The sequence below is a fragment of the Brucella lupini genome (assembly GCF_002252535.1).
Taxonomy (GTDB): domain Bacteria; phylum Pseudomonadota; class Alphaproteobacteria; order Rhizobiales; family Rhizobiaceae; genus Brucella; species Brucella anthropi.
Genome location: NZ_NNRN01000060.1, coordinates 1 through 17,613, shown reverse-complemented (window position 1 = coordinate 17,613; position 17,613 = coordinate 1). Strand labels below are relative to the sequence as shown.

The following is a 17,613-nucleotide window of genomic DNA, read 5'->3' as shown; positions in this document are numbered from 1 at the left end:
GTTTCGACATTCAGGATGTTGGAATGTTTCAGATGTCGCTTTGAGGCTTATATAAATGGAACGCTCGACTATCGTCCGGGTGCATGAAGGGCTGCATGCGCGCCCCGCAACCCGCTTCGTTAAACTGGCCAAAGGTTTTGAAAGTGACATCGAAATCGCCAAGGCCGGAAAAAGCGTAAGTGCCAAAAGCTCCGTCAAGCTGATGCTGCTTGGTGTGAAAGAGCTTGATGAAGTGACCGTTCGTGCCGATGGTGCCGATGCCATTGAAGCCATCGAAGCGCTGATCGGCTATCTGGAAAACCCGCAGGCTGGCCTTGAAGAGGCTGCTGCACCCGCTGCTACCCCTCAAGCAGAAACCGCGCCGCCAGCCGCTACTCAGCCTGCGATTACGATAAAGCTGCCCACGGGTCAGATAAAAGGTATTGGTGCGAGCGAAGGCATCTCATTGGGCACTGCGTTTCCGTTTTTTCCTGAAGAAATCAAGCCGTTGGGCCGGAAGCTTGCTGCATCTGAAATAGACACCGAGATTGCCCATTTTAAGTCGGCTATCGCGACGGTACAGCAACGCATGGATGCTTCGCTCTCCAGCGGTAACCTCGCTGACGCTGACAGAGGCATCATTGCGGCATTAAAGGATATTGCTGCGGATGATAGCCTGACCGACGAAGCACTTGGGCTCATTCGAGATGGTTTAGATGCCATTTCGGCGATGCTTGCTGCAGCTTCCACGGTTGCCGGGCAGTTTGCGGCACTCGACGATCACTATCTTAATGCACGTGCAGATGATGTGCATGCCGTCAGTCGCCAGATCTGTCTTGCACTTCTCGGCAAGGAAGATATCAATCTGGAAGGCTTGCCGGAAGGATCGGTGCTTATTGCCGAAGACATCGGCGCCTGGGATCTGGCACGTGCACCGCTCAAGAAAATCAAAGGTGTTGTCTGCGGACATGGCGGCGCCACATCGCATGTTGCGATCATCGCCCGCACGCATGGCATTCCGGCTGTTCTTGGCCTGGGAAGTGCAATCCATGAGCTCGAGAATGCAAAGACCGTAGCAGTGGATGGAACGTTCGGCATCGTTCATTCCGATCCAGACCTGGCTATCCGCAACGAAATCGAAGCGCGTATTTCCAAAGCAATGCAGGAAAAGCAGGCGCTTGATGCTTACCGCTCGATAATTCCTCGACGCGCAGATGGAAATATTATCGAAGTTGCCGCCAATATGGGCGCACTTGAGGAGATCGACGTCGCGCTCGAAGCCGGCGCCATGGGGGTTGGTCTTTTCCGCACTGAGCTTCTCTTTATGAAGCATATTCATCTGCCGTCCGAAGATATGCAGACCGAAACCTATTCGGCGCTTCTCAAAGCATTTGCACCACATCCGGTTATTGTCCGCACCCTCGATATCGGTGGCGATAAGCCCATTGCAGGCATCGAGTTTCCCGAGGAAGAGAACCCTTTCCTTGGCTGGCGCGGCATTCGCATGTGTCTGGATCGTTTGGATGTGTTCAAGCCGCAGTTGCGCGCCTTGTTGCGCGCAGCGGTCAACGGCAACCTCAAGGTGATGCTGCCGATGGTCTCGGATGTCGAAGAAATTCGCGTAACCAAACGACTGATCGCAGAATGCATCAGCGAACTTAAAAGCGAAGGTAAAACTTTCGCCGAGTTCGACCTTGGCGTGATGATTGAGACACCAGCGGCGGTTTTTGCGGCCCGCGAGCTTGCAAAAGAAGCGGCTTTCTTCTCCATTGGCACCAATGATCTGACGCAATATGTGATGGCTGCGGACCGGCTCAATCCAACCGTTGCGAAGCTCAACGACGTAAGCCACCCGGCTGTCATGGCGGCAATCGAGATGACCGCAAAGGCGGGTACCGAAGCAGGCATCATGGTGGGCATGTGTGGAGAAGCCGCAGGTAAGCCGGAACTTATCGGAGAGTTTATGCGCATGGGGCTGACCGAGTTCAGCATGAGCCCCGCTTCAATCCCCCGTGCAAAAAAGCTGATCGCAGATATGTTTGGAAACTAAGCCTCATCTGCGATGCATCCATAAAACAAAGCCCGGATCATCGTATCCGGGCTTTGTTTTATGGCAGGTGTGCAATCAAGGTCTGGAACAGATTTTCGAGCTGTGGATGATCTCGATCTTCAGCGGCCTGCATCAGACGCTTATGTCTTGCGTCCAAAGCCAGAATGGCACTCTCAAGTGGATCAATTCCTTCCAGGTCGCCAGCTTTGGCTGTCGCCAGCCCACATGCCAGGCCAACAGCAGCGAAACACATCGTTTCGAATTTACGCAAAGCCTGCGGATCACAATGACCATCCAGTGAGATAAAACGAACCGGCTTTTCCGCAAGAAGCTCGAAAAACATGGCCGTGATGGCCTTGGCCGTTTCGGCTACTTTTTTGTCGCCCGCCTCGGCGGCAACCGCGCTCTTCAAGAGAGCTCCATGTTCGCGCATCACGTTTGCATGCACCGTGACAAACACAGCTTCCTGAATCAGCACATTCTGCAACTGATGGCGGCGGAGCACTTCCTTCGTGAGATAGTACATATCCTTGCGGAACGCGCGCACGCCCTCGGCTCCGGCGCCGAAATAAACCGACAAGCTTCTCACATGCGGCGCACTGTTATGAACATTCGGGTTCGATGAAATCAGCGAAATGGAGATTGTTTCAGCCGTCGTCAGTGCCTTGTCCATCATGCTCGCGGCATGTCCCAGCAGCAGTTCCGGTGACACGATTTCACCCGGACGCGAAGAGGCCTGTTCGCCCTGCAAACTTTCATGACGATTGCGGCGAATCATATATCGAACCTCACGCAGCCGGTCTTTCAGATTGACTGCAATTTCTTCCGAAAGAATGCGTAGCATGTTCATTTTCCTTAACCGAAGCGCCACCGGAACAGCCTGGACAGAGCACATGAATTATTGTTTGCCTTCACGTGGAAAAGCAATAGGTTCGCTTTAAGAGTATCACTTCTATAAAGCAGTATTGCGCCAATAATTTGAGGGATCATTTTGAAAAAAGCTGGCAAGAAGACGCAAAAGAATCCGGAGACAGCTGACCTCATCATTGGATCGGAAGGCGTTGCCGCCGAAAACCGCACGAGCCGGTTGAGAACGCGTGCCGCGTGGATGTATTACGTCGAACAAATGACCCAGAACGACATCGCAGAAGCGCTTGGCGTCGGCCGTGTCACAATCGTGCGCCTTCTTGCTGATGCCCGTGCTCGCAATGAAGTAAAAATTACCATCGAAGGCAAGCTGGCAAGCTTGACCGCATTGGAAGTGGAGCTTGAAAAGACCTTTGGTCTGGAACGCGCGATTGTCGCGCCGCTCTCTTCATCCGACATTGATCCTATTCCACCGATCAGTGCTGCCACTGGCGCCTATCTGTCGGAAAAGGTGCAGCACGGCATGACGATTGGCGTCGGCTGGGGGCGTACTCTTTCCAGCACTCTGCAGCATATCGGTGCCCGCCCACTCAACGATTTGAAAGTCATCTCGCTGCTCGGCGGCATCGTGCAGCCACGCCGTTCCAATCCGCCGGAATTTGCCTGGCAGTTTGCGCAGATTTTTCAGGGTGAAGGCTATCTGATCCCTGCCCCTGCTCTGGTTGATAGCAAAGAAACACGGATCGCTCTTATCGAACGTTGCGGATTGAATACTGTGCTGGATATGGCCGAAGAATTGGACATGGTTCTGCTCAGCGTTGGCGACATTCAAACCGCCAGCAGCACGTCTTATCGTGTCGGCCTGATTGACGAGGAACAGAAGCTCTCGCTCATCGCGAATGGCGCTGTTGGCGACGTACTTTTCCACTTCTATGACAAGAACGGGAAGATCGTTGATGATCCCGTGCATGATCGCGTCATGTCGGCCAAAATTGAAAGTCTTCAGAAGACGCCGCAACGTATTCTTACATCAGGCGGCAAAGAGAAGATTGCCGCTCTGCTTGGTGCAATCGAACTTCTGAAACCCACCGTTCTCATCACCGATGAAGAAAGTGCGGCACAGATGCTCAAGGACAAGGCGCAGTCCGAGTAACAACAAAAAAGCACATCGTCACAAACGATGTGCTTTTTTCGGTTACCGCATCAATTGGCGGCGGCAGCGCATTCTTTCAGGATTTGCAGCACCGCAGCCCGCTCTTCGATTTGTGGCATATGTCCACAACCTGCAAAAATGTGGACGCCAACTTTCCCCGGCAAACCATGAGCCTGGGCAACGGGAATAACCCGATCTTCGGCACCGAAGATGAGCCGCACCGGCATTGCAAGCGAGGCAATGCTTGAGCGAACCTCAAAAGTCTGTGTGCCATCCGCAAAAAACCGATGACCAATCGCTTCCTGCGTGTCGCGCAGTTCTGCATCAGCCGCTTGTGCAACCGTTGCATTGATGAATGGCTTCGTCAGATGGCTCTCATCGGCAACGAGCAGCTTCAACCAGGGAACGATGCTGGCTTCGCTTTTCGCGCCGATAAGACCTTTTATGAAAGCGCCATTGACCCGCGGTCCCAAGCCCCCCGAAGAAATAAGCAACAGGGAACGCACATCGACAACACCACGCGCAGCGGTGACTGTGGCGACGGCTCCGCCAAGCGAGTGACCAACCAGCAGGCACGACGTCACGCCGAAAGCAGAAAGCGTCGCTTCGACTGCCGTAGCAATATCATCGATGCTTTCAGGAACAACACGTGGCGAATTACCGTGTCCCGGAAGATCAAGCGCCAGTATCGGGTGGCCAAGCGATGCCCCGGCAAACAAGCCACGCCATGAGTTGAGGTCCGCAGCAAAGCCGTGGATCAGAACAATCGGCAACCGATCGGCCTCGCCCTCACGCAACCAGACTGCATTGAGCTGACCGGGCGCGGATGGTTCAGCATTTTTAATCGCAGGCGATTTAGCCGATACTGTATGCTTCGCAATGCCGGTATTGCCTTCAACGTCCTTCTTCTGCACGCGGCCCTTCGGACCTGAGCCCTGAATGGTGGCGAGATCAATGCCTGCTTCACGGGCGAGCCGCCGTGCAAGCGGCGTTGCCCGCACATCATCAGCTGAACCATTTTTATCGTCTTGGGAGGATTTTGGTTCAACCGGGTTTGGTGCTACCGTCTCAATGATAGTTTCGACGGGCACAGCAACAATTGGCTCTTCAACGACGGGCGCTGACTTGGCACTACGTTCTTCACCTTCGTCGTAAATCCAGGCGACAGTCTGACCAACCGGGACAACGGCGCCTTCTGCGGCACTGATATCCGCAATGATGCCTGATGCCGGAGCGTCGACTTCCATCGCCGCCTTGTCAGTCTCAATTTCAAAGAGAAGCTGGCCCTTCATGACGGCATCGCCATCCTTTGCGTACCAGCGCGAAATCTGCCCCGTCTCCATATCCATATCGACCTTGGGGAGAATGACTTCCACAGCCATGGTCAGCGCACTCCTTTAGCCAGATCACGCGCACTTTTCAGGATATCAGGCACCTGCGGAACCGTTGCGCGTTCAAGATCAGGATTGTAAGGAATTGGAGTTTCTGCCCCGCCAAGACGCACGATTGGCGCATCGAGATAGTCGAAGGCATCACTTTCCGCCACAATGGCAGAGATTTCAGCACCGATGCCAAGCGTCTTTACAGCTTCATAAACGCAGAGGAGCTTGGACGTCTTCTTGACGCTTTTAATGATGGTTTCACGATCAATCGGGCGCACGGTGCGCAGATCGATCACTTCAACATCAATGCCTTCCTTGGCAAGTTCAGCAGCCGCATCAAGCGCCTTGTGCACCATGATTGCGGTTGCAACGATGGTCAGATCGCGCCCCTCGCGAACCACTTCCGCCTTGCCGATTGGCACGGTGTAGAAGCCTTCAGGGACTGGTCCCTTGGTCTTATAAAGCAGCTTGTGCTCGAAAATCATAACCGGATCAGGATCTTCAACCGCTGCAAGCAACATGCCTTTGGCATTATAAGGTGTCGAGGGCTGCAAAACCTTGAGACCCGGAACATGACCAAGCCATGCCTCTAAGCTCTGACTGTGCTGTGCTGCGGCACCCGTTCCCGAACCTGCAGGAAAGCGCATGACCAGTGGCACAGAAACCGCACCGCCAAGCATGTAGCGGATTTTTGCTGCCTGATTGACGATCTGCTCCATAGCAAGTGCTGCAAAGTCGGAGAACTGGAATTCAAAGATCGGACGCATGCCGGTCAGTGCTGCGCCGACAGCAACACCTGCGCCGCCCAGTTCTGAAATTGGGGTGTCCATGACACGGTCCTCGCCAAAGCGATGCACCAGATCCCCTGTCACCTGAAATGCGCCGCCATAGACGCCAATATCTTCACCCATCAGGAACACACGGTCGTCGCGTTCCATGGCAATCGCCATTGCTTCCTGAATGGCTTGCGAATAGCTCAACTCACGGATTGTCGTGTCCATGTTCAAATATCGTCCGTGTAAACGTCGCGGGTCAGGTTGGTCAGATCGGGTGCAGGGCTGTTCTTGGCGAACTCAATCGCCTCAGCGATCTCCTTCTCCACCTCAGCGCGGATTGCCTCGATCTCGGCATCGTTGATGAAGCCATAGGCTTTCAAGTCGGCCTCAAAATGCGCGATTGGATCGCGATCATGCTGCCAATGCTCAATTTCTTCCTTGGTGCGATAGCGGTTGCGATCGCTCTTGGAATGACCACGAATGCGGTATGTTTTGTTTTCAATGAGCGTAGGCCCATCGCCGCGCCGTGCGCGTTCGGTGGCTTCGTTCACGGCCTCTGCCACTTCCGACAGATTGTTGCCATCCACGATCACGCCCGGCATGTTATAGGCCGAGGCGCGGTCAGCAACATTGGCAACTGCCGTAGAGCGCTTGGTCGAGGTGGACATGCCGTAGCCATTGTTTTCGCAGATGAAAACGACCGGTAACTTCCAGACCGCGGCCATATTGAGTGCTTCGTGAAAAGCACCCTCATTGTTCGCACCATCGCCAAAGAACGAAACGACCACCTTGCCGTTTTTCTGCTTCTTTGCAGAAAGAGCTGCACCTACCGCAATCGGGATACCTCCGCCGACAATACCGTTCGCACCGAGATTTCCCTTGGAAACATCGGCAATGTGCATCGAGCCGCCACGGCCTTTGCAATAGCCGGTTTCCTTGCCGAAAAACTCCGCAAACATGCGCTTCACGTCTGCACCTTTGGCGATGCAATGACCGTGGCCGCGATGGGTCGACGTAATCATGTCATCGTCGTTGAGCGGCAGGCACGATCCCATCGCACTCGCTTCCTGCCCGATAGAAAGATGCATCGTTCCGTGAATAAGGCCACGCGTGTAGCTTTCTTCCGCGCCTTCTTCAAAGCGGCGGATAAGATACATTTTATGCAGTGCTTCCTTCAGCTGTTCCGGCGAATAAGTGCGGAAAGCATAAGGCAAATTGTGACGGTCGCCCGTATCCTGCGGTTCGACTTTTTTGGCTTGAACCATGATGTTTTGTCCTCACGCTCCGTAAACGAGCTTGTCCTGACGTGCACGCAGTTCGGCAATCTTGGAACCAGGTGCCACAGCCGCATTATCGTAAGTGATGAGCTCGCCCTTCTTGATCGGCTTGGTCACGCTGCCGCCTTGCAGAAGCCCGCAAGGGATCGCGTGCGCATCGCGCGCTTCGCCCGAAGTCATGATCCACGCGCGGTAGCAATATTCGCCGATGGCATCGAGCTTTTCGCCCGGCTGCATGTCTTTCTTTGCAACGGCTGCCACTTCGGCGACCGGCTTTGAAAGCGGAACCATGTCCGGCTTGCCATAGAGCACAACGCGGGCGCAGGTGAGTGGCACTTCAAGGGAAGTCAGGTGATACGGACGATGGAACGTAAAATACGGCCCCTTGCCCATCTTCAGATCTTCCATGCGCTCGGAAATACGCGGATGCGACATGTCGGCCACGACAAATACGCCCGGCGCAACACCCTTGCCGATAGAGTAATCAACCACACCAACCTTCGACAGCACGCCGCCATCCTTTTCAGGGATCAGCGTCTTATTGAGCTGATCGAGCGTTGCAGCGGGGCCGTGCATACCAGCTTTATCGGGGACAAGACCTGTGGCATTGGCAATAGCCGCCATTTCAACCATGGTCTTTGAACCGTCAACGAATTCCACCAACATACGTACATTCATGTTACGGCGCGTGGCTTCTTCCAGATATTGATCCGGAACAGCATCAATATTGAGCGGATTGTTTTTACCCTTACCCGCAGCCACAATTGGGTGGCCCATAGCGCTTACGAACTCGATCAGCTCCATGCAGGATGACGGCTCATCGCCTGCGCCCAGCGAATAGGTCACGCCAAGGCATTCAGCTTCGGCTTTCAGATAAGCACCGATGGTGACGTCCGCTTCGACATTCATCATGACAAGATGCTTGCCATACTCCATAGCGCGCAGGCCGATTTCAGCCCCCACAGCCGGAACACCGGTTGCATCGATCACGACATCGATAAGATCATTTTCGAGGATCAGATTGGCATTGTCGGTTACAGCAACCTTGTGCGCTTCCATAGCAGCAGTCAGGTCGGAAGCTGTCGAGACCTCGCGGCCATGGCCTTCTTCCTGAAAAGCAATATCCACGGCCTTGAGTGCATTGGGAACGCGCAGTTCAGAAATAGCGCCAACCTCGATGCCCGGCATATGCGCAACGCGCGTGACTATATCGGTGCCCATTTCGCCGGAGCCAATCAGTCCGATGCGAATTGGGCGCCCACTATCCGCCCGCGCCTGCATGTCACGCGCCAAACCTGTCAACGCCACATTGGTTGCCATCGTTTCCTCCTGAACATCCCTGCAAAATTCTCGCAGTCTCCTCTGATGCGCTATCGATTAATGAACATTTGTTTCTAAGTCAATACCAGTGTTCATTTCTCGCAGCGCTTACACCTCTCGAAATGCCATCTTGTTATTCAACTTTAGTTTGCTATAGAATACAAATGTTCTGCCGTTTCGCCCAATTCACATTTTGAAACGTCGATACGTGCGAGCTAATAATGATGTTCTGTTAGTTCGGTGCACTTTGGGACGTGCTCCGAGGGGGAGGAGAGATAAATGGACGCATTTCTGAGCGGACTTAAAACGGCAGTCGATACGCTTGGGGCGACAGTCCTGTTGCCTATCGTGATTTTCATTATTGCAGTGGTACTTGGGGCGAAGGTCGGCAAAGCCTTCCGTGCAGCCATAACAATTGGCGTCGCTTTCATCGGTATCAACCTGGTCCTTGGCCTTATGTTCACCTCCATCGGTGAAGTGGCTCAGGCAATCGTGACCAATACAGGCATAAAACGCGATATCGTCGATGTCGGTTGGCCTTCCGCTGCGGCCATTGCCTTTGGTTCATCCGTGGGCTTGTGGGTTATTCCAGTAGGTATTCTGGTCAATATCGTCCTCCTGCTCATGCGCTGGACGCGCACGCTCAATGTGGACGTATGGAATTTCTGGCACTTTGCTTTCGTGGGCTCGCTGGTTGTCGCTGCAACCGATAACCTCGCTTATGGCATCATCATTGCAGCACTGGTTGCAGCACTGTCGCTGTTGTTTGCAGACTGGTCCGCACGCGCTGTTCAGCAGTTCTATGGCGTACCCGGTGTGTCCGTGCCGCATCTGGCCTCGGCGCAGATCCTGCCAATTGCCATCGTGCTCAACTGGATCATGGATCGCATTCCCGGCATCAACAAGATCAACATCAGCACTGAAACCATCGAACGTCGCTTCGGCGTTTTCGGTGAGCCGGTCGTGATGGGGCTGATCATCGGCCTCGTGCTTGGTACTATCGCATTTTATAATGCTGGCGATTTCGGCACGATCCTCGCCAAGGTTCTCGGCACCGGCATGACGCTCGCAGCGGTCATGCTGCTTCTGCCGCGCATGGTGAAAATCCTGATGGAAGGCCTGCTGCCGGTTTCTGACGCTGCACAGGAATTTGTGCGCAAGCGCACAGGCGACCGCGAACTTCTCGTCGGTCTCGACTCGGCAATCCTGATTGGACACCCGGCTGCGATTTCGTCATCACTCATTCTGGTGCCGATTGCGATTATCCTGTCGGTCATCCTGCCGGGCAACCGCGTGATCCTGTTCGCCGATCTTGCCGTCATTCCGTTCATCGTCGCCATGACGGCACCGCTTCTGAAAGGAAACGTGTTCCGCATGGTCGTCGTCGGAACCATCACACTGGCCATCGGCTTCTATGTCGCCAATGCGCTCGCACCATTGTTCACCAGCGCTGCTGTTTCATCGGGCTTCAAGCTGCCTGAGAACGCCTTGCAGATTACTTCGGTGGTCGATGGATTCCTGTGGGTGCCTTACGTCATCATCTCGGCCATCCAGTGGCTCGGTGCTATTGGTATCGCGGTAATCGCCGTCGTTATTGCAGCACTTTTCATGCTCTATCGTCGCAATACGCAGGCATGGGAACGCGCTGCGGGTGCTGAGGACGAACCTGCAGACGAAATTGCTGCCTGAGGGCGACAATGATCGCTGCATGAAATACAAGTCGCACGTCGAGATCGGCGTGCGACCTTCTTTGAATGGAGAATGGAATGGCTGCTGGTCTGATTGAGTTTCTCGACCCACAAGCGATCGAGCTTCAGAGCGAAGCAAAAACCAACGAAGAGATTATCCGGATATTGGCGGGCAAGCTCGAGAAGCTGGGCTATGTAAAGCCAAGCTACGCCGATGCCGTCGTCCGCCGCGAACTGTCCATGCCTACCGGATTACCGCTTGAGCGCGATGATAACGTCGCAGTCCCCCACACCGATCCTGAACATGTGATCAAGGCTGGCATTGCATTCGCGACGCTGAAATCGCCCATCCAGTTCGCCAATATGGAAGACCCGGAAGAAGCTGTCCCGGTTGGATATGTGTTTCTGCTTGCCATCAATGACAAGGATAAACAGATTGAGACCTTACAGCAGATCATGGCAACCATTCAGGATGCTGATGCACTCGACAGGCTGAAGGCCGCACGCACGCTTGGGGACGTTCAAACTGCCTTGCAATAAAGGCTAGAGCATTTCCAGCAAAAGTGCGAAGCGGTTTTGCGTCGGGTAATGCAAAAAAACAAAGAAATAGAGCATTTCCAATGATTCAAGAATAACAGGAAATGCTCTAGCGCTCTGAACACACAAGCACCAATTGGAGGAAACCATGGCTAAAATGAAAACAATTCTCTTCGCTTGCGGTACAGGTGTAGCGACATCTACGGCAGTGAATGCAACCGTCACCGAAGAAATGAAAAAGCGTGGGCTTACCTTCAACGCTCAGCAGGCAAAAGCAACTGAAGTTGCTTCTCTGGCCGACAATGTGGATTTCATCGTTTCCACTACGCCTATTTCGGCTTCTGTGACCAAGCCCGTCATAAAGGGCCTCCCCTTCCTGACCGGCATTGGCAAGGATCAGGTTCTCGATCAGATCGAGGCCGAGCTGCGCAAATAAGCGCGGACCGTGAAACCTGACCGTTCACGCGATCTAACGGGTTTAATGCGGGTTATCTTCTGAAATCCGATAATCCCTAAGTTTCGCAACAGCGCAGCGGGCGGCGCCAGCCCCTCCCGTTGCGAGTTCTCTCCCGCACTGACTTGAACCAAAGCCCTATCGCAGATCAACCAGATCGCCCACAATCGCCGCAGCCTCGTTCTGCAGGACATCTGTCGCGCTCTTGCGGTTTTTCTCAATCGCCAGATCAGCACTCAAGCTTCGCTCATTCGACTGCAGACCGTCATCCATCCCGGTATCAATACCGTCGTTGACCTTCCCGCGTGCCTTGATCCGCTTTTCCTGAGCAGCCATCTCGTTGCGACGTTCAGTTTCGTTGAGGGATATGGATTTTTTCTCGCGCTGCTCTTTCAGCGTTGCAACGTCTTGCAAAAAGTCCTGAAACTCCGGGGATTTCTGCACGCGCTCATCATGCAGGTTCTGCAGCCGGGGCAACAGCGTCTTTATATTGTCCGATGACTTGTACTTCGCAGCCTTCACCTGCGACCACGGCAACGCATTGTCGAAGCTTGATTCACCGACAAGCTTGAGATCGAAAAGCCCCGGTAGACTAATATCAGGTGTTACACCACGCAATTGGGTCGTACCACCGTCAACTCGGAAGAACTGCGCAACTGTAAATTTAAGCTCGCCATATTCCGGTTTGGGATTATTGGCCACTTCGTCGAGATTGACCACGGTCTGCACCGTTCCCTTGCCGAAACTTGGTTCGCCGATAACCACACCACGACCATAATCCTGTATCGCCGCAGCAAAAATCTCGGAAGCCGAAGCTGAACCGCGATTGATGAGTACGCCCAGCGGGCCCTTCCAGGCAGGTGCCGAAAGAGTATCGCTTTCCACCTTGACTTCGCCGCTTGCATTGCGCTGCTGAACGACCGGTCCTTTTCCAACAAACAATCCTGTCAGATCGATCGCTTCGCTGAGCGAACCACCGCCGTTGTTGCGCAGGTCGACCAGCACACCATCAACCTTGTCTTGCTTCAACTCAGCAATGAGCTTGGCAACATCGCGGCTGGCACTCCTGTAATTCTTGTCGCCCTTGCGCCGCGCTTCAATGTCTTCGTAAAACGCTGGCAGAGTGATCACTCCAATCTTGCGGGAGGCGTCTCCGTCTTTCACCGAAAGGATCTTCTTCTGGGCGGCCTGCTTGTCGAGACTGATCTTGTCGCGGACTAGAGAGATGACATGGTGCTTGCCGTCGGGGCCAGCATCGACGGGCAGGATATCGAGCCGCACCACCGAACCCTTGTCACCACGGATCATCTGCACGACCTCATCGAGACGCATGCCGATCACTTCCTTGATAGGACCTTCCTTGCCCTGTCCAACGCCAACGATACGGTCGCCCACGGCAAGCTTGCCCGATGACTGTGCCGGACCACCCGCAACCAGTTCACGGATCGTCGTATAGTCGTCTCTTTCCTGGAGCACCGCGCCGATACCGACCAGAGACAGCTTCATTGAAATATCGAATTCGGCTGAAGCCTTGGCACCGAAGTAATCGGTATGCGGATCGACCGACGTCGTATAGGCAGCCATGAATGATTGGAAAGCGTCGTTGCTGTTGTATTTAAACGTGCGCTCGATGGAGTTTTCATAGCGCTTGTCGAGCGTTTTGCGAATCGTCGCATCATCCTTGCCGGCAAGCTTCAAACGCAGCCAGTCGTTCTTGACGCGTTTGCGCCACAGATCATTGCTCTCCTCACTTGATCGCGGCCAGGGCTCCTTGTCCCGCACGATGGAGAAATCTTCCTGCTTGCTGAAATCGAACCCCTGCTTGAGCAGGCTGCGCGCAAAGGTCATGCGCTCGATGATGCGCATCTGGTAGGTGTTGAAGATGGAAAACGGAACAGTCAAATCCTGGCGTTCGATGGCATCATCGATTTCCTTGCTGCCGGTCAGGAACTTGTCGACATCCGCCTGCAGAAAGATGAGCCGATCCGGGTCCAGCGAGTCGATAAACCGGTTCATGATCCGGATCGACAGCGCATCATCCAGAGGAATGGGCCGATAATGAAAACGCGTGAGAAACTCTGCCGTTAGATTGGCGGCTTGCATTTGCTCCGGCGACGGCTTCAAAATGGCCGGAGAACTGACTTCAAGAGCATGCGCTGACGAAATGCCTGCCAAAAAGAGCCAGACCAAGCCAATTTTAATGCGTTTCAAGCTGTGTTCCATTCTCGACATTGAGCGCTTAGTTCCAACCCTTGTTCAGCAATTATGTTTTTTTGGCAACCGTCTGTATGAATTATTCAGTCGAGCGGCACTTGGTGCTGGCCCATAAGAGATAGACATTGGCTACCGGAGGGGCTTCTTCATGATCAATGGCCCATCTGAGGCAGGTGCCGTATATCGCATTACCACCCGGATCGTCCGCGACTTAACCGGAGTTCTGTTCGCGCACTCATTCAGCGCCTGCTGCGCGCTGATTGCGAATTCTCGACCCGCTCGTCTAACTGGTTGATACTCGACAGTCACGATGCGCACCAACTCGCCCTCAGCATTATATGTAACCTCGAAAGTTGCGGACGCTCGTTGATAGTCAATATTCTCGGGCAACTTCCAGCACTCGGAAGCCATATCGGCAACCAATTGCGCGTCGTTTGCAGCAGCGGGAAAGGCTGCGAACAGCATCAGGATAGTTCCGACGAAGCCAGTTCTGAGCATGTTTCTCCGTCGCGATTTCACGGGTTACGATTCCACCCTTATACGTAGTCGTTGAATCGCTAAGCTACCAGTCTGGGGAGGTTTGTGGTTGTAAAACTTGTATGACCATCAAGCCGGATTTTCCCCGCTTTTTCCCGTTCATCATCAGTTCATGCGCCAGATTTCAGGATGCGAGCTTGAAAGGAGTACGCAGAATGAACCTAGTTAAAGGACTGATCGCCGGTGTTCTCGGTGTCGGGATGCTGATCGGAGCAGGTGCTGCCAATGCCGCGCCGACACTGAACGTCGCAAAACCAGACGTGAGTTCGAATGTCGAACAAGTCCGGGATCATCGGGGGCATCATTCACGGAAACATTGGAAGAAACGGCATCACTACAAGCGAAACAACTGGCGCTCGCATCACCGCCATTATCGTGGGCCACGCTGGCATTCGCATCGCCATTACAGGCACAACGCCTGGCGCAATCATCACAGACACCACTATTATAGTGGGCCACGCGTGAGGCGGGGTCACTATTAGTAAAAGGGGCGCGTAACCGCGCCCCTTTTGTCATTCTCGCTGAAAATGATCGGGGTTGAACCACCCTCAGCCCCGATTGTTCATTCTTACTTTGCTTCGATAGCCTGCAGACCGGCAAGTGCGCATTCCGCATCGGTTGCACCCGATGGTGCGCCGCCAACGCCAATTCCGCCAACCAATGCATCCCCGATCTTGATCGGCAACCCACCCGCCTGAATAACGAAGCGAGAATCCATGTCCCGCATGCCATTATTGGCTGGCTTCGACGCGATAAACTCTGCGACTTCACCGGAATCACGGCCCAGAGCAGCCGACGTGAACGCTTTTCCTTCCGCGCTGTTGCCGGTATGCGGACCGGAAAGATCGGCCTTCAGCAGAACCTTGGTCGATCCGTCTCGCGCCACAACTGCAACGCTCACATTATTGCCCTTGGCGACACAGGCATCCAGTGCAGCCTGTGCAGCTTTGGTTGCCAGATCAAGCGGCAGATAGGGCGTGGTGGGAAGAGTCTGAGCGAAAGCAGTAGCCGGGGCCATCGACAAAACGATAATTGCAAGTTTACGGATCATGGTCGTTCCTCAGTTGTGATGAGGAACATTTAGTTCCCGTCAGCAAGCAGTGAAATCCGTAACATTTACGAACTTATCGGTAGTTCTACGGATGTGACTGTCCTTCAAGCCACAAGCGTGTCATTTCCGCTTGCGAAGTCGTGCCCAGTTTTGCTCCTATGGCCGCACGGTGGCTATCTATCGTGCGTGGCGACAATTCAAGACCATCGGCAATTTGCCGGGTAGTGAAGCCCTGTGCAATACGATCAAGCACCTCACGCTCACGCGCCGTCAGCGCGTCCAGCAGTGCCAGCGTTTCGGCTCTCAGAGCCTGGCTCCCCAGCTTGCGTTCAAGCAGTTGCTGAGCCTTCTGGATTGCATCGATCAAATCCTGCTCATCGACCGGCTTGGAAAGATAATCCACCGCGCCATTTCTAAAGGCTCGACGACAGGCTTCGATATCGCCGTGGCCCGAGATGATGATCACCGGCCAGTCAACTTCCTGCCCGGCCAGAAGCTCCTGAAGCTTCAGGCCCGTCATGACAGGCATGCGAATATCGAAAATCATGCATCCGGGTTTCAGTCGCGGCAACTGCGCCAGAAAAGCGGAAGGATCAGCAAACCCCCTGACCTCGATGTCTATGGTCGACAGAAGAAGGCTGAGCGACTTTCGTACCGCTTCATCATCATCGACAAGATAGACCGGCTGAACCATCGTCTTAACTTCCTGTGCCATCGGCGATTGGGAGTACAACGCGAAACAACGCACCTTGCTCCTGAGGAATATAGGAAATTTCACCACCAAAGCGTTCAACCAGCCGCTGGCTGAGTGCCAGGCCGAGACCGGTTCCTTCAGGGCGATTTGTCGTAAAAGGGGTAAAAAGACGCGGCAACAACTCTGGCGCAACACCGGGGCCGTTATCGGCAACTTCCAAAATAGCGAGCGATCCATCAGCTTTCAGGGATGCGTTGACCCGTCGATCACCATCACTATCATGAAAGGATTCAATTGCATTGCGGAGAAGATTGAACATCACCTGTTCCATTTCCACCGGGTCAAACGCAGCCAACAAAGGTGTCTCGGGTATCGAGAGTTCAACTTTGACGCCTTGTCGTACAGCCTCCGAGGCGAGCAGTGTCTGCACGTTCTGCAGTGAAAGGCGCAGATCAGCATGTTTCGTCTGCCGGCGCTGCGGACGAGACCAATTGCGTAGCCGATCCAGAATGGCGGATGCCCGACGCGCCTGATCCACCATATCGTCCAGCGCTCCGGCCAGTGCCGTCATATTGTTGCGGCTCAACAAGCGGCGCCCCGCCTGAGCCCCCGCCAGAAGTGCCGTCAAGGGCTGCGTCAACTCATGTGCCATGCCGCTTGCCATTTCGCCCATCGTGTTGACGCGTGAGGCGTGTGCCAATCGGGCTTCGAGGCTACTCAGTTCTGCGCGACGTTCCGCATGGCGCGTGCGTTGTGTCTGGCGAACGATGACCAATCCACCAAAGAACAGCAGGTTCGTAAGAACGAGGATCGGAATAAGCTGGTCAAACGGCAAAAGATCAGTCCAGCCCATGGCAAGGGCTGTCTGGAAGAGAAGCGGTTGCGTTGCACTGCCCAGTTTCTTGGAAAAATGCGCTTCACCAAATGTGCCCGCGCTACTGAACAAAACCTTCCCATCTGGCATGAGGATACGCAGCGCAACGCCATCCCGGCTCCAGAATGCATCGTCAGAACTGATGAGACTGCCCGCATTGATCGAGAGTGTCAGACCGTCGTGCGGGTTGTCCGTATTCGGGCTGCGTTTTACGATCATGTAATGCCCGGGTCGCGCAGCAGGTGCCAGAAGCTCGGGGACGCCTCGCGATGAACGGGCAGCCACACGTATGGCATCAGCCAGTTCCGGTTCCAGCTTTCTTGTGCCGGTCACGGGCTCAGCCGAGTTCATCGGCACCAGTTGAATTTCATCGATGCGCGGATAGAAACGAGTGATCGTTGCCGCCACTTCGAGGAAAACGTCATCCTGCGAAACATCAGCCGTTCGCGCTTTGGATTGGGCGATCGTTGAAAGCGCCGTCAGATGGGCATCGTGTTGGTCGGCCCGTTGGGAAGCCTCACGATGTAACGTAAAGCTGGCAGCTTGAAGTTCGGACAACAGCGCCGCTCGTTGATAAACAGCAAGGCTGCCTATCGCCAGAAGGTTGAACAGCAGACACAAGAGAAATGGAAGCAAGGCAGATCGGATGCTTCCATTGTAGAGGTTCATAAATTGCATCCCGGTATCAGGCTGTGTTCTGGTCTTTATGGCATCTCTGCTATCTATATATACCCGTATTTATCTCCCCGTCCAAACCGCA

At 54.2% G+C, this 17,613-nt stretch carries 15 protein-coding genes; 6 read left to right on the top strand and 9 right to left on the bottom strand.

Features of this window, described 5'->3' with window-relative positions; genetic code table 11:
* Nucleotides 1-55: 55 nt before the first annotated feature.
* Nucleotides 56-2,029, top strand: coding sequence for a phosphoenolpyruvate--protein phosphotransferase (gene ptsP / locus CES86_RS23325; protein ID WP_036588604.1), 1,974 nt, complete (start codon nt 56-58; stop codon nt 2,027-2,029).
* A 58-nt stretch (nt 2,030-2,087) separates the two neighbouring features.
* Here ptsP and CES86_RS23320 read toward each other — a convergent pair whose 3' ends face one another.
* On the bottom strand, nt 2,088-2,873 hold the full coding sequence (locus CES86_RS23320; protein ID WP_012093441.1) for a hypothetical protein: 786 nt from the start codon (nt 2,871-2,873) through the stop codon (nt 2,088-2,090).
* Nucleotides 2,874-3,020: 147 nt separating this feature from the next.
* Between CES86_RS23320 and CES86_RS23315 the strand changes: the two genes are divergently transcribed.
* Nucleotides 3,021-4,049 carry a sugar-binding transcriptional regulator gene (locus tag CES86_RS23315; RefSeq protein ID WP_094515534.1) on the top strand — a complete coding sequence of 343 codons (1,029 nt, stop codon included), beginning with the start codon at nt 3,021-3,023 and terminating at the stop codon, nt 4,047-4,049.
* Between the two features lie 50 nt (nt 4,050-4,099).
* Here CES86_RS23315 and CES86_RS23310 read toward each other — a convergent pair whose 3' ends face one another.
* Genes CES86_RS23310 through CES86_RS23295 form a run of 4 tightly spaced genes read right to left on the bottom strand, consistent with a single transcriptional unit; the run spans nt 4,100 to nt 8,804 of the window.
* Nucleotides 4,100-5,431 carry an acetoin dehydrogenase dihydrolipoyllysine-residue acetyltransferase subunit gene (locus CES86_RS23310; RefSeq protein WP_094515533.1) on the bottom strand — a complete coding sequence of 444 codons (1,332 nt, stop codon included), beginning with the start codon at nt 5,429-5,431 and terminating at the stop codon, nt 4,100-4,102.
* A 2-nt stretch (nt 5,432-5,433) separates the two neighbouring features.
* The gene (locus CES86_RS23305; protein WP_094515532.1) at nt 5,434-6,432 is read right to left on the bottom strand and encodes an alpha-ketoacid dehydrogenase subunit beta; all 999 of its coding nucleotides are present in this window, start codon (nt 6,430-6,432) and stop codon (nt 5,434-5,436) included.
* 2 nt (nt 6,433-6,434) lie between these two features.
* Entirely contained in the window at nt 6,435-7,472 is a 1,038-nt protein-coding gene (locus CES86_RS23300) for a thiamine pyrophosphate-dependent dehydrogenase E1 component subunit alpha (protein WP_094515531.1), read from the bottom strand.
* A 12-nt stretch (nt 7,473-7,484) separates the two neighbouring features.
* Entirely contained in the window at nt 7,485-8,804 is a 1,320-nt protein-coding gene (locus CES86_RS23295; protein ID WP_094515530.1) for an NAD(P)H-dependent oxidoreductase, read from the bottom strand.
* Nucleotides 8,805-9,083: 279 nt separating this feature from the next.
* Here CES86_RS23295 and CES86_RS23290 point away from each other — a divergent pair, with 279 nt between their 5' ends.
* The 3 genes from CES86_RS23290 to CES86_RS23280 all read left to right on the top strand — a co-directional run bounded on the left by CES86_RS23290 (nt 9,084) and on the right by CES86_RS23280 (nt 11,465).
* Complete coding sequence (locus CES86_RS23290; RefSeq protein WP_012093447.1) at nt 9,084-10,493, top strand: PTS galactitol transporter subunit IIC; 1,410 nt, start codon at nt 9,084-9,086, stop codon at nt 10,491-10,493.
* A gap of 77 nt (nt 10,494-10,570) precedes the next feature.
* Nucleotides 10,571-11,032, top strand: coding sequence for a PTS sugar transporter subunit IIA (locus CES86_RS23285; RefSeq protein ID WP_012093448.1), 462 nt, complete (start codon nt 10,571-10,573; stop codon nt 11,030-11,032).
* A gap of 145 nt (nt 11,033-11,177) precedes the next feature.
* Nucleotides 11,178-11,465: a PTS sugar transporter subunit IIB gene (locus CES86_RS23280; RefSeq protein ID WP_010659301.1), complete on the top strand. Its 288-nt coding sequence runs from the start codon at nt 11,178-11,180 to the stop codon at nt 11,463-11,465.
* 156 nt (nt 11,466-11,621) lie between these two features.
* On the opposite strand, the gene CES86_RS23275 is transcribed toward CES86_RS23280, so the two are convergent.
* Nucleotides 11,622-13,706 carry a carboxy terminal-processing peptidase gene (locus tag CES86_RS23275; protein ID WP_094515529.1) on the bottom strand — a complete coding sequence of 695 codons (2,085 nt, stop codon included), beginning with the start codon at nt 13,704-13,706 and terminating at the stop codon, nt 11,622-11,624.
* A gap of 798 nt (nt 13,707-14,504) precedes the next feature.
* Here CES86_RS23275 and CES86_RS23265 point away from each other — a divergent pair.
* Nucleotides 14,505-14,699, top strand: a complete 195-nt coding sequence (locus CES86_RS23265) for a hypothetical protein (RefSeq protein WP_029926429.1) — start codon at nt 14,505-14,507, stop codon at nt 14,697-14,699.
* Nucleotides 14,700-14,802: 103 nt separating this feature from the next.
* Here CES86_RS23265 and CES86_RS23260 read toward each other — a convergent pair whose 3' ends face one another.
* The 3 genes from CES86_RS23260 to CES86_RS23250 form a co-directional block, all read right to left on the bottom strand.
* The gene (locus CES86_RS23260; protein WP_029926428.1) at nt 14,803-15,285 is read right to left on the bottom strand and encodes a GlcG/HbpS family heme-binding protein; all 483 of its coding nucleotides are present in this window, start codon (nt 15,283-15,285) and stop codon (nt 14,803-14,805) included.
* 85 nt (nt 15,286-15,370) lie between these two features.
* Nucleotides 15,371-15,979, bottom strand: coding sequence for a response regulator transcription factor (locus CES86_RS23255; RefSeq protein ID WP_094515527.1), 609 nt, complete (start codon nt 15,977-15,979; stop codon nt 15,371-15,373).
* A 4-nt stretch (nt 15,980-15,983) separates the two neighbouring features.
* The gene (locus CES86_RS23250; RefSeq protein ID WP_094515526.1) at nt 15,984-17,522 is read right to left on the bottom strand and encodes a sensor histidine kinase; all 1,539 of its coding nucleotides are present in this window, start codon (nt 17,520-17,522) and stop codon (nt 15,984-15,986) included.
* Nucleotides 17,523-17,613: the final 91 nt, after the last annotated feature.

Excerpts from the sequence above, each read along its gene's own strand:
- CES86_RS23305 (WP_094515532.1), bottom strand. The coding sequence starts at position 6,432 with ATGGACACGACAATCCGTGAGTTGAGCTATTCGCAAGCCATTCAGGAA.
- CES86_RS23250 (WP_094515526.1), bottom strand. The coding sequence starts at position 17,522 with ATGAACCTCTACAATGGAAGCATCCGATCTGCCTTGCTTCCATTTCTC.
- CES86_RS23260 (WP_029926428.1), bottom strand. The coding sequence starts at position 15,285 with ATGATCCGTAAACTTGCAATTATCGTTTTGTCGATGGCCCCGGCTACT.
- CES86_RS23300 (WP_094515531.1), bottom strand. The coding sequence starts at position 7,472 with ATGGTTCAAGCCAAAAAAGTCGAACCGCAGGATACGGGCGACCGTCAC.
- CES86_RS23275 (WP_094515529.1), bottom strand. The coding sequence starts at position 13,706 with ATGGAACACAGCTTGAAACGCATTAAAATTGGCTTGGTCTGGCTCTTT.
- CES86_RS23290 (WP_012093447.1), top strand. The coding sequence starts at position 9,084 with ATGGACGCATTTCTGAGCGGACTTAAAACGGCAGTCGATACGCTTGGG.
- CES86_RS23255 (WP_094515527.1), bottom strand. The coding sequence starts at position 15,979 with ATGGTTCAGCCGGTCTATCTTGTCGATGATGATGAAGCGGTACGAAAG.
- CES86_RS23320 (WP_012093441.1), bottom strand. The coding sequence starts at position 2,873 with ATGCTACGCATTCTTTCGGAAGAAATTGCAGTCAATCTGAAAGACCGG.
- CES86_RS23280 (WP_010659301.1), top strand. The coding sequence starts at position 11,178 with ATGGCTAAAATGAAAACAATTCTCTTCGCTTGCGGTACAGGTGTAGCG.
- CES86_RS23295 (WP_094515530.1), bottom strand. The coding sequence starts at position 8,804 with ATGGCAACCAATGTGGCGTTGACAGGTTTGGCGCGTGACATGCAGGCG.
- CES86_RS23265 (WP_029926429.1), top strand. The coding sequence starts at position 14,505 with ATGTCGAACAAGTCCGGGATCATCGGGGGCATCATTCACGGAAACATT.
- CES86_RS23310 (WP_094515533.1), bottom strand. The coding sequence starts at position 5,431 with ATGGCTGTGGAAGTCATTCTCCCCAAGGTCGATATGGATATGGAGACG.
- ptsP (WP_036588604.1), top strand. The coding sequence starts at position 56 with ATGGAACGCTCGACTATCGTCCGGGTGCATGAAGGGCTGCATGCGCGC.
- CES86_RS23285 (WP_012093448.1), top strand. The coding sequence starts at position 10,571 with ATGGCTGCTGGTCTGATTGAGTTTCTCGACCCACAAGCGATCGAGCTT.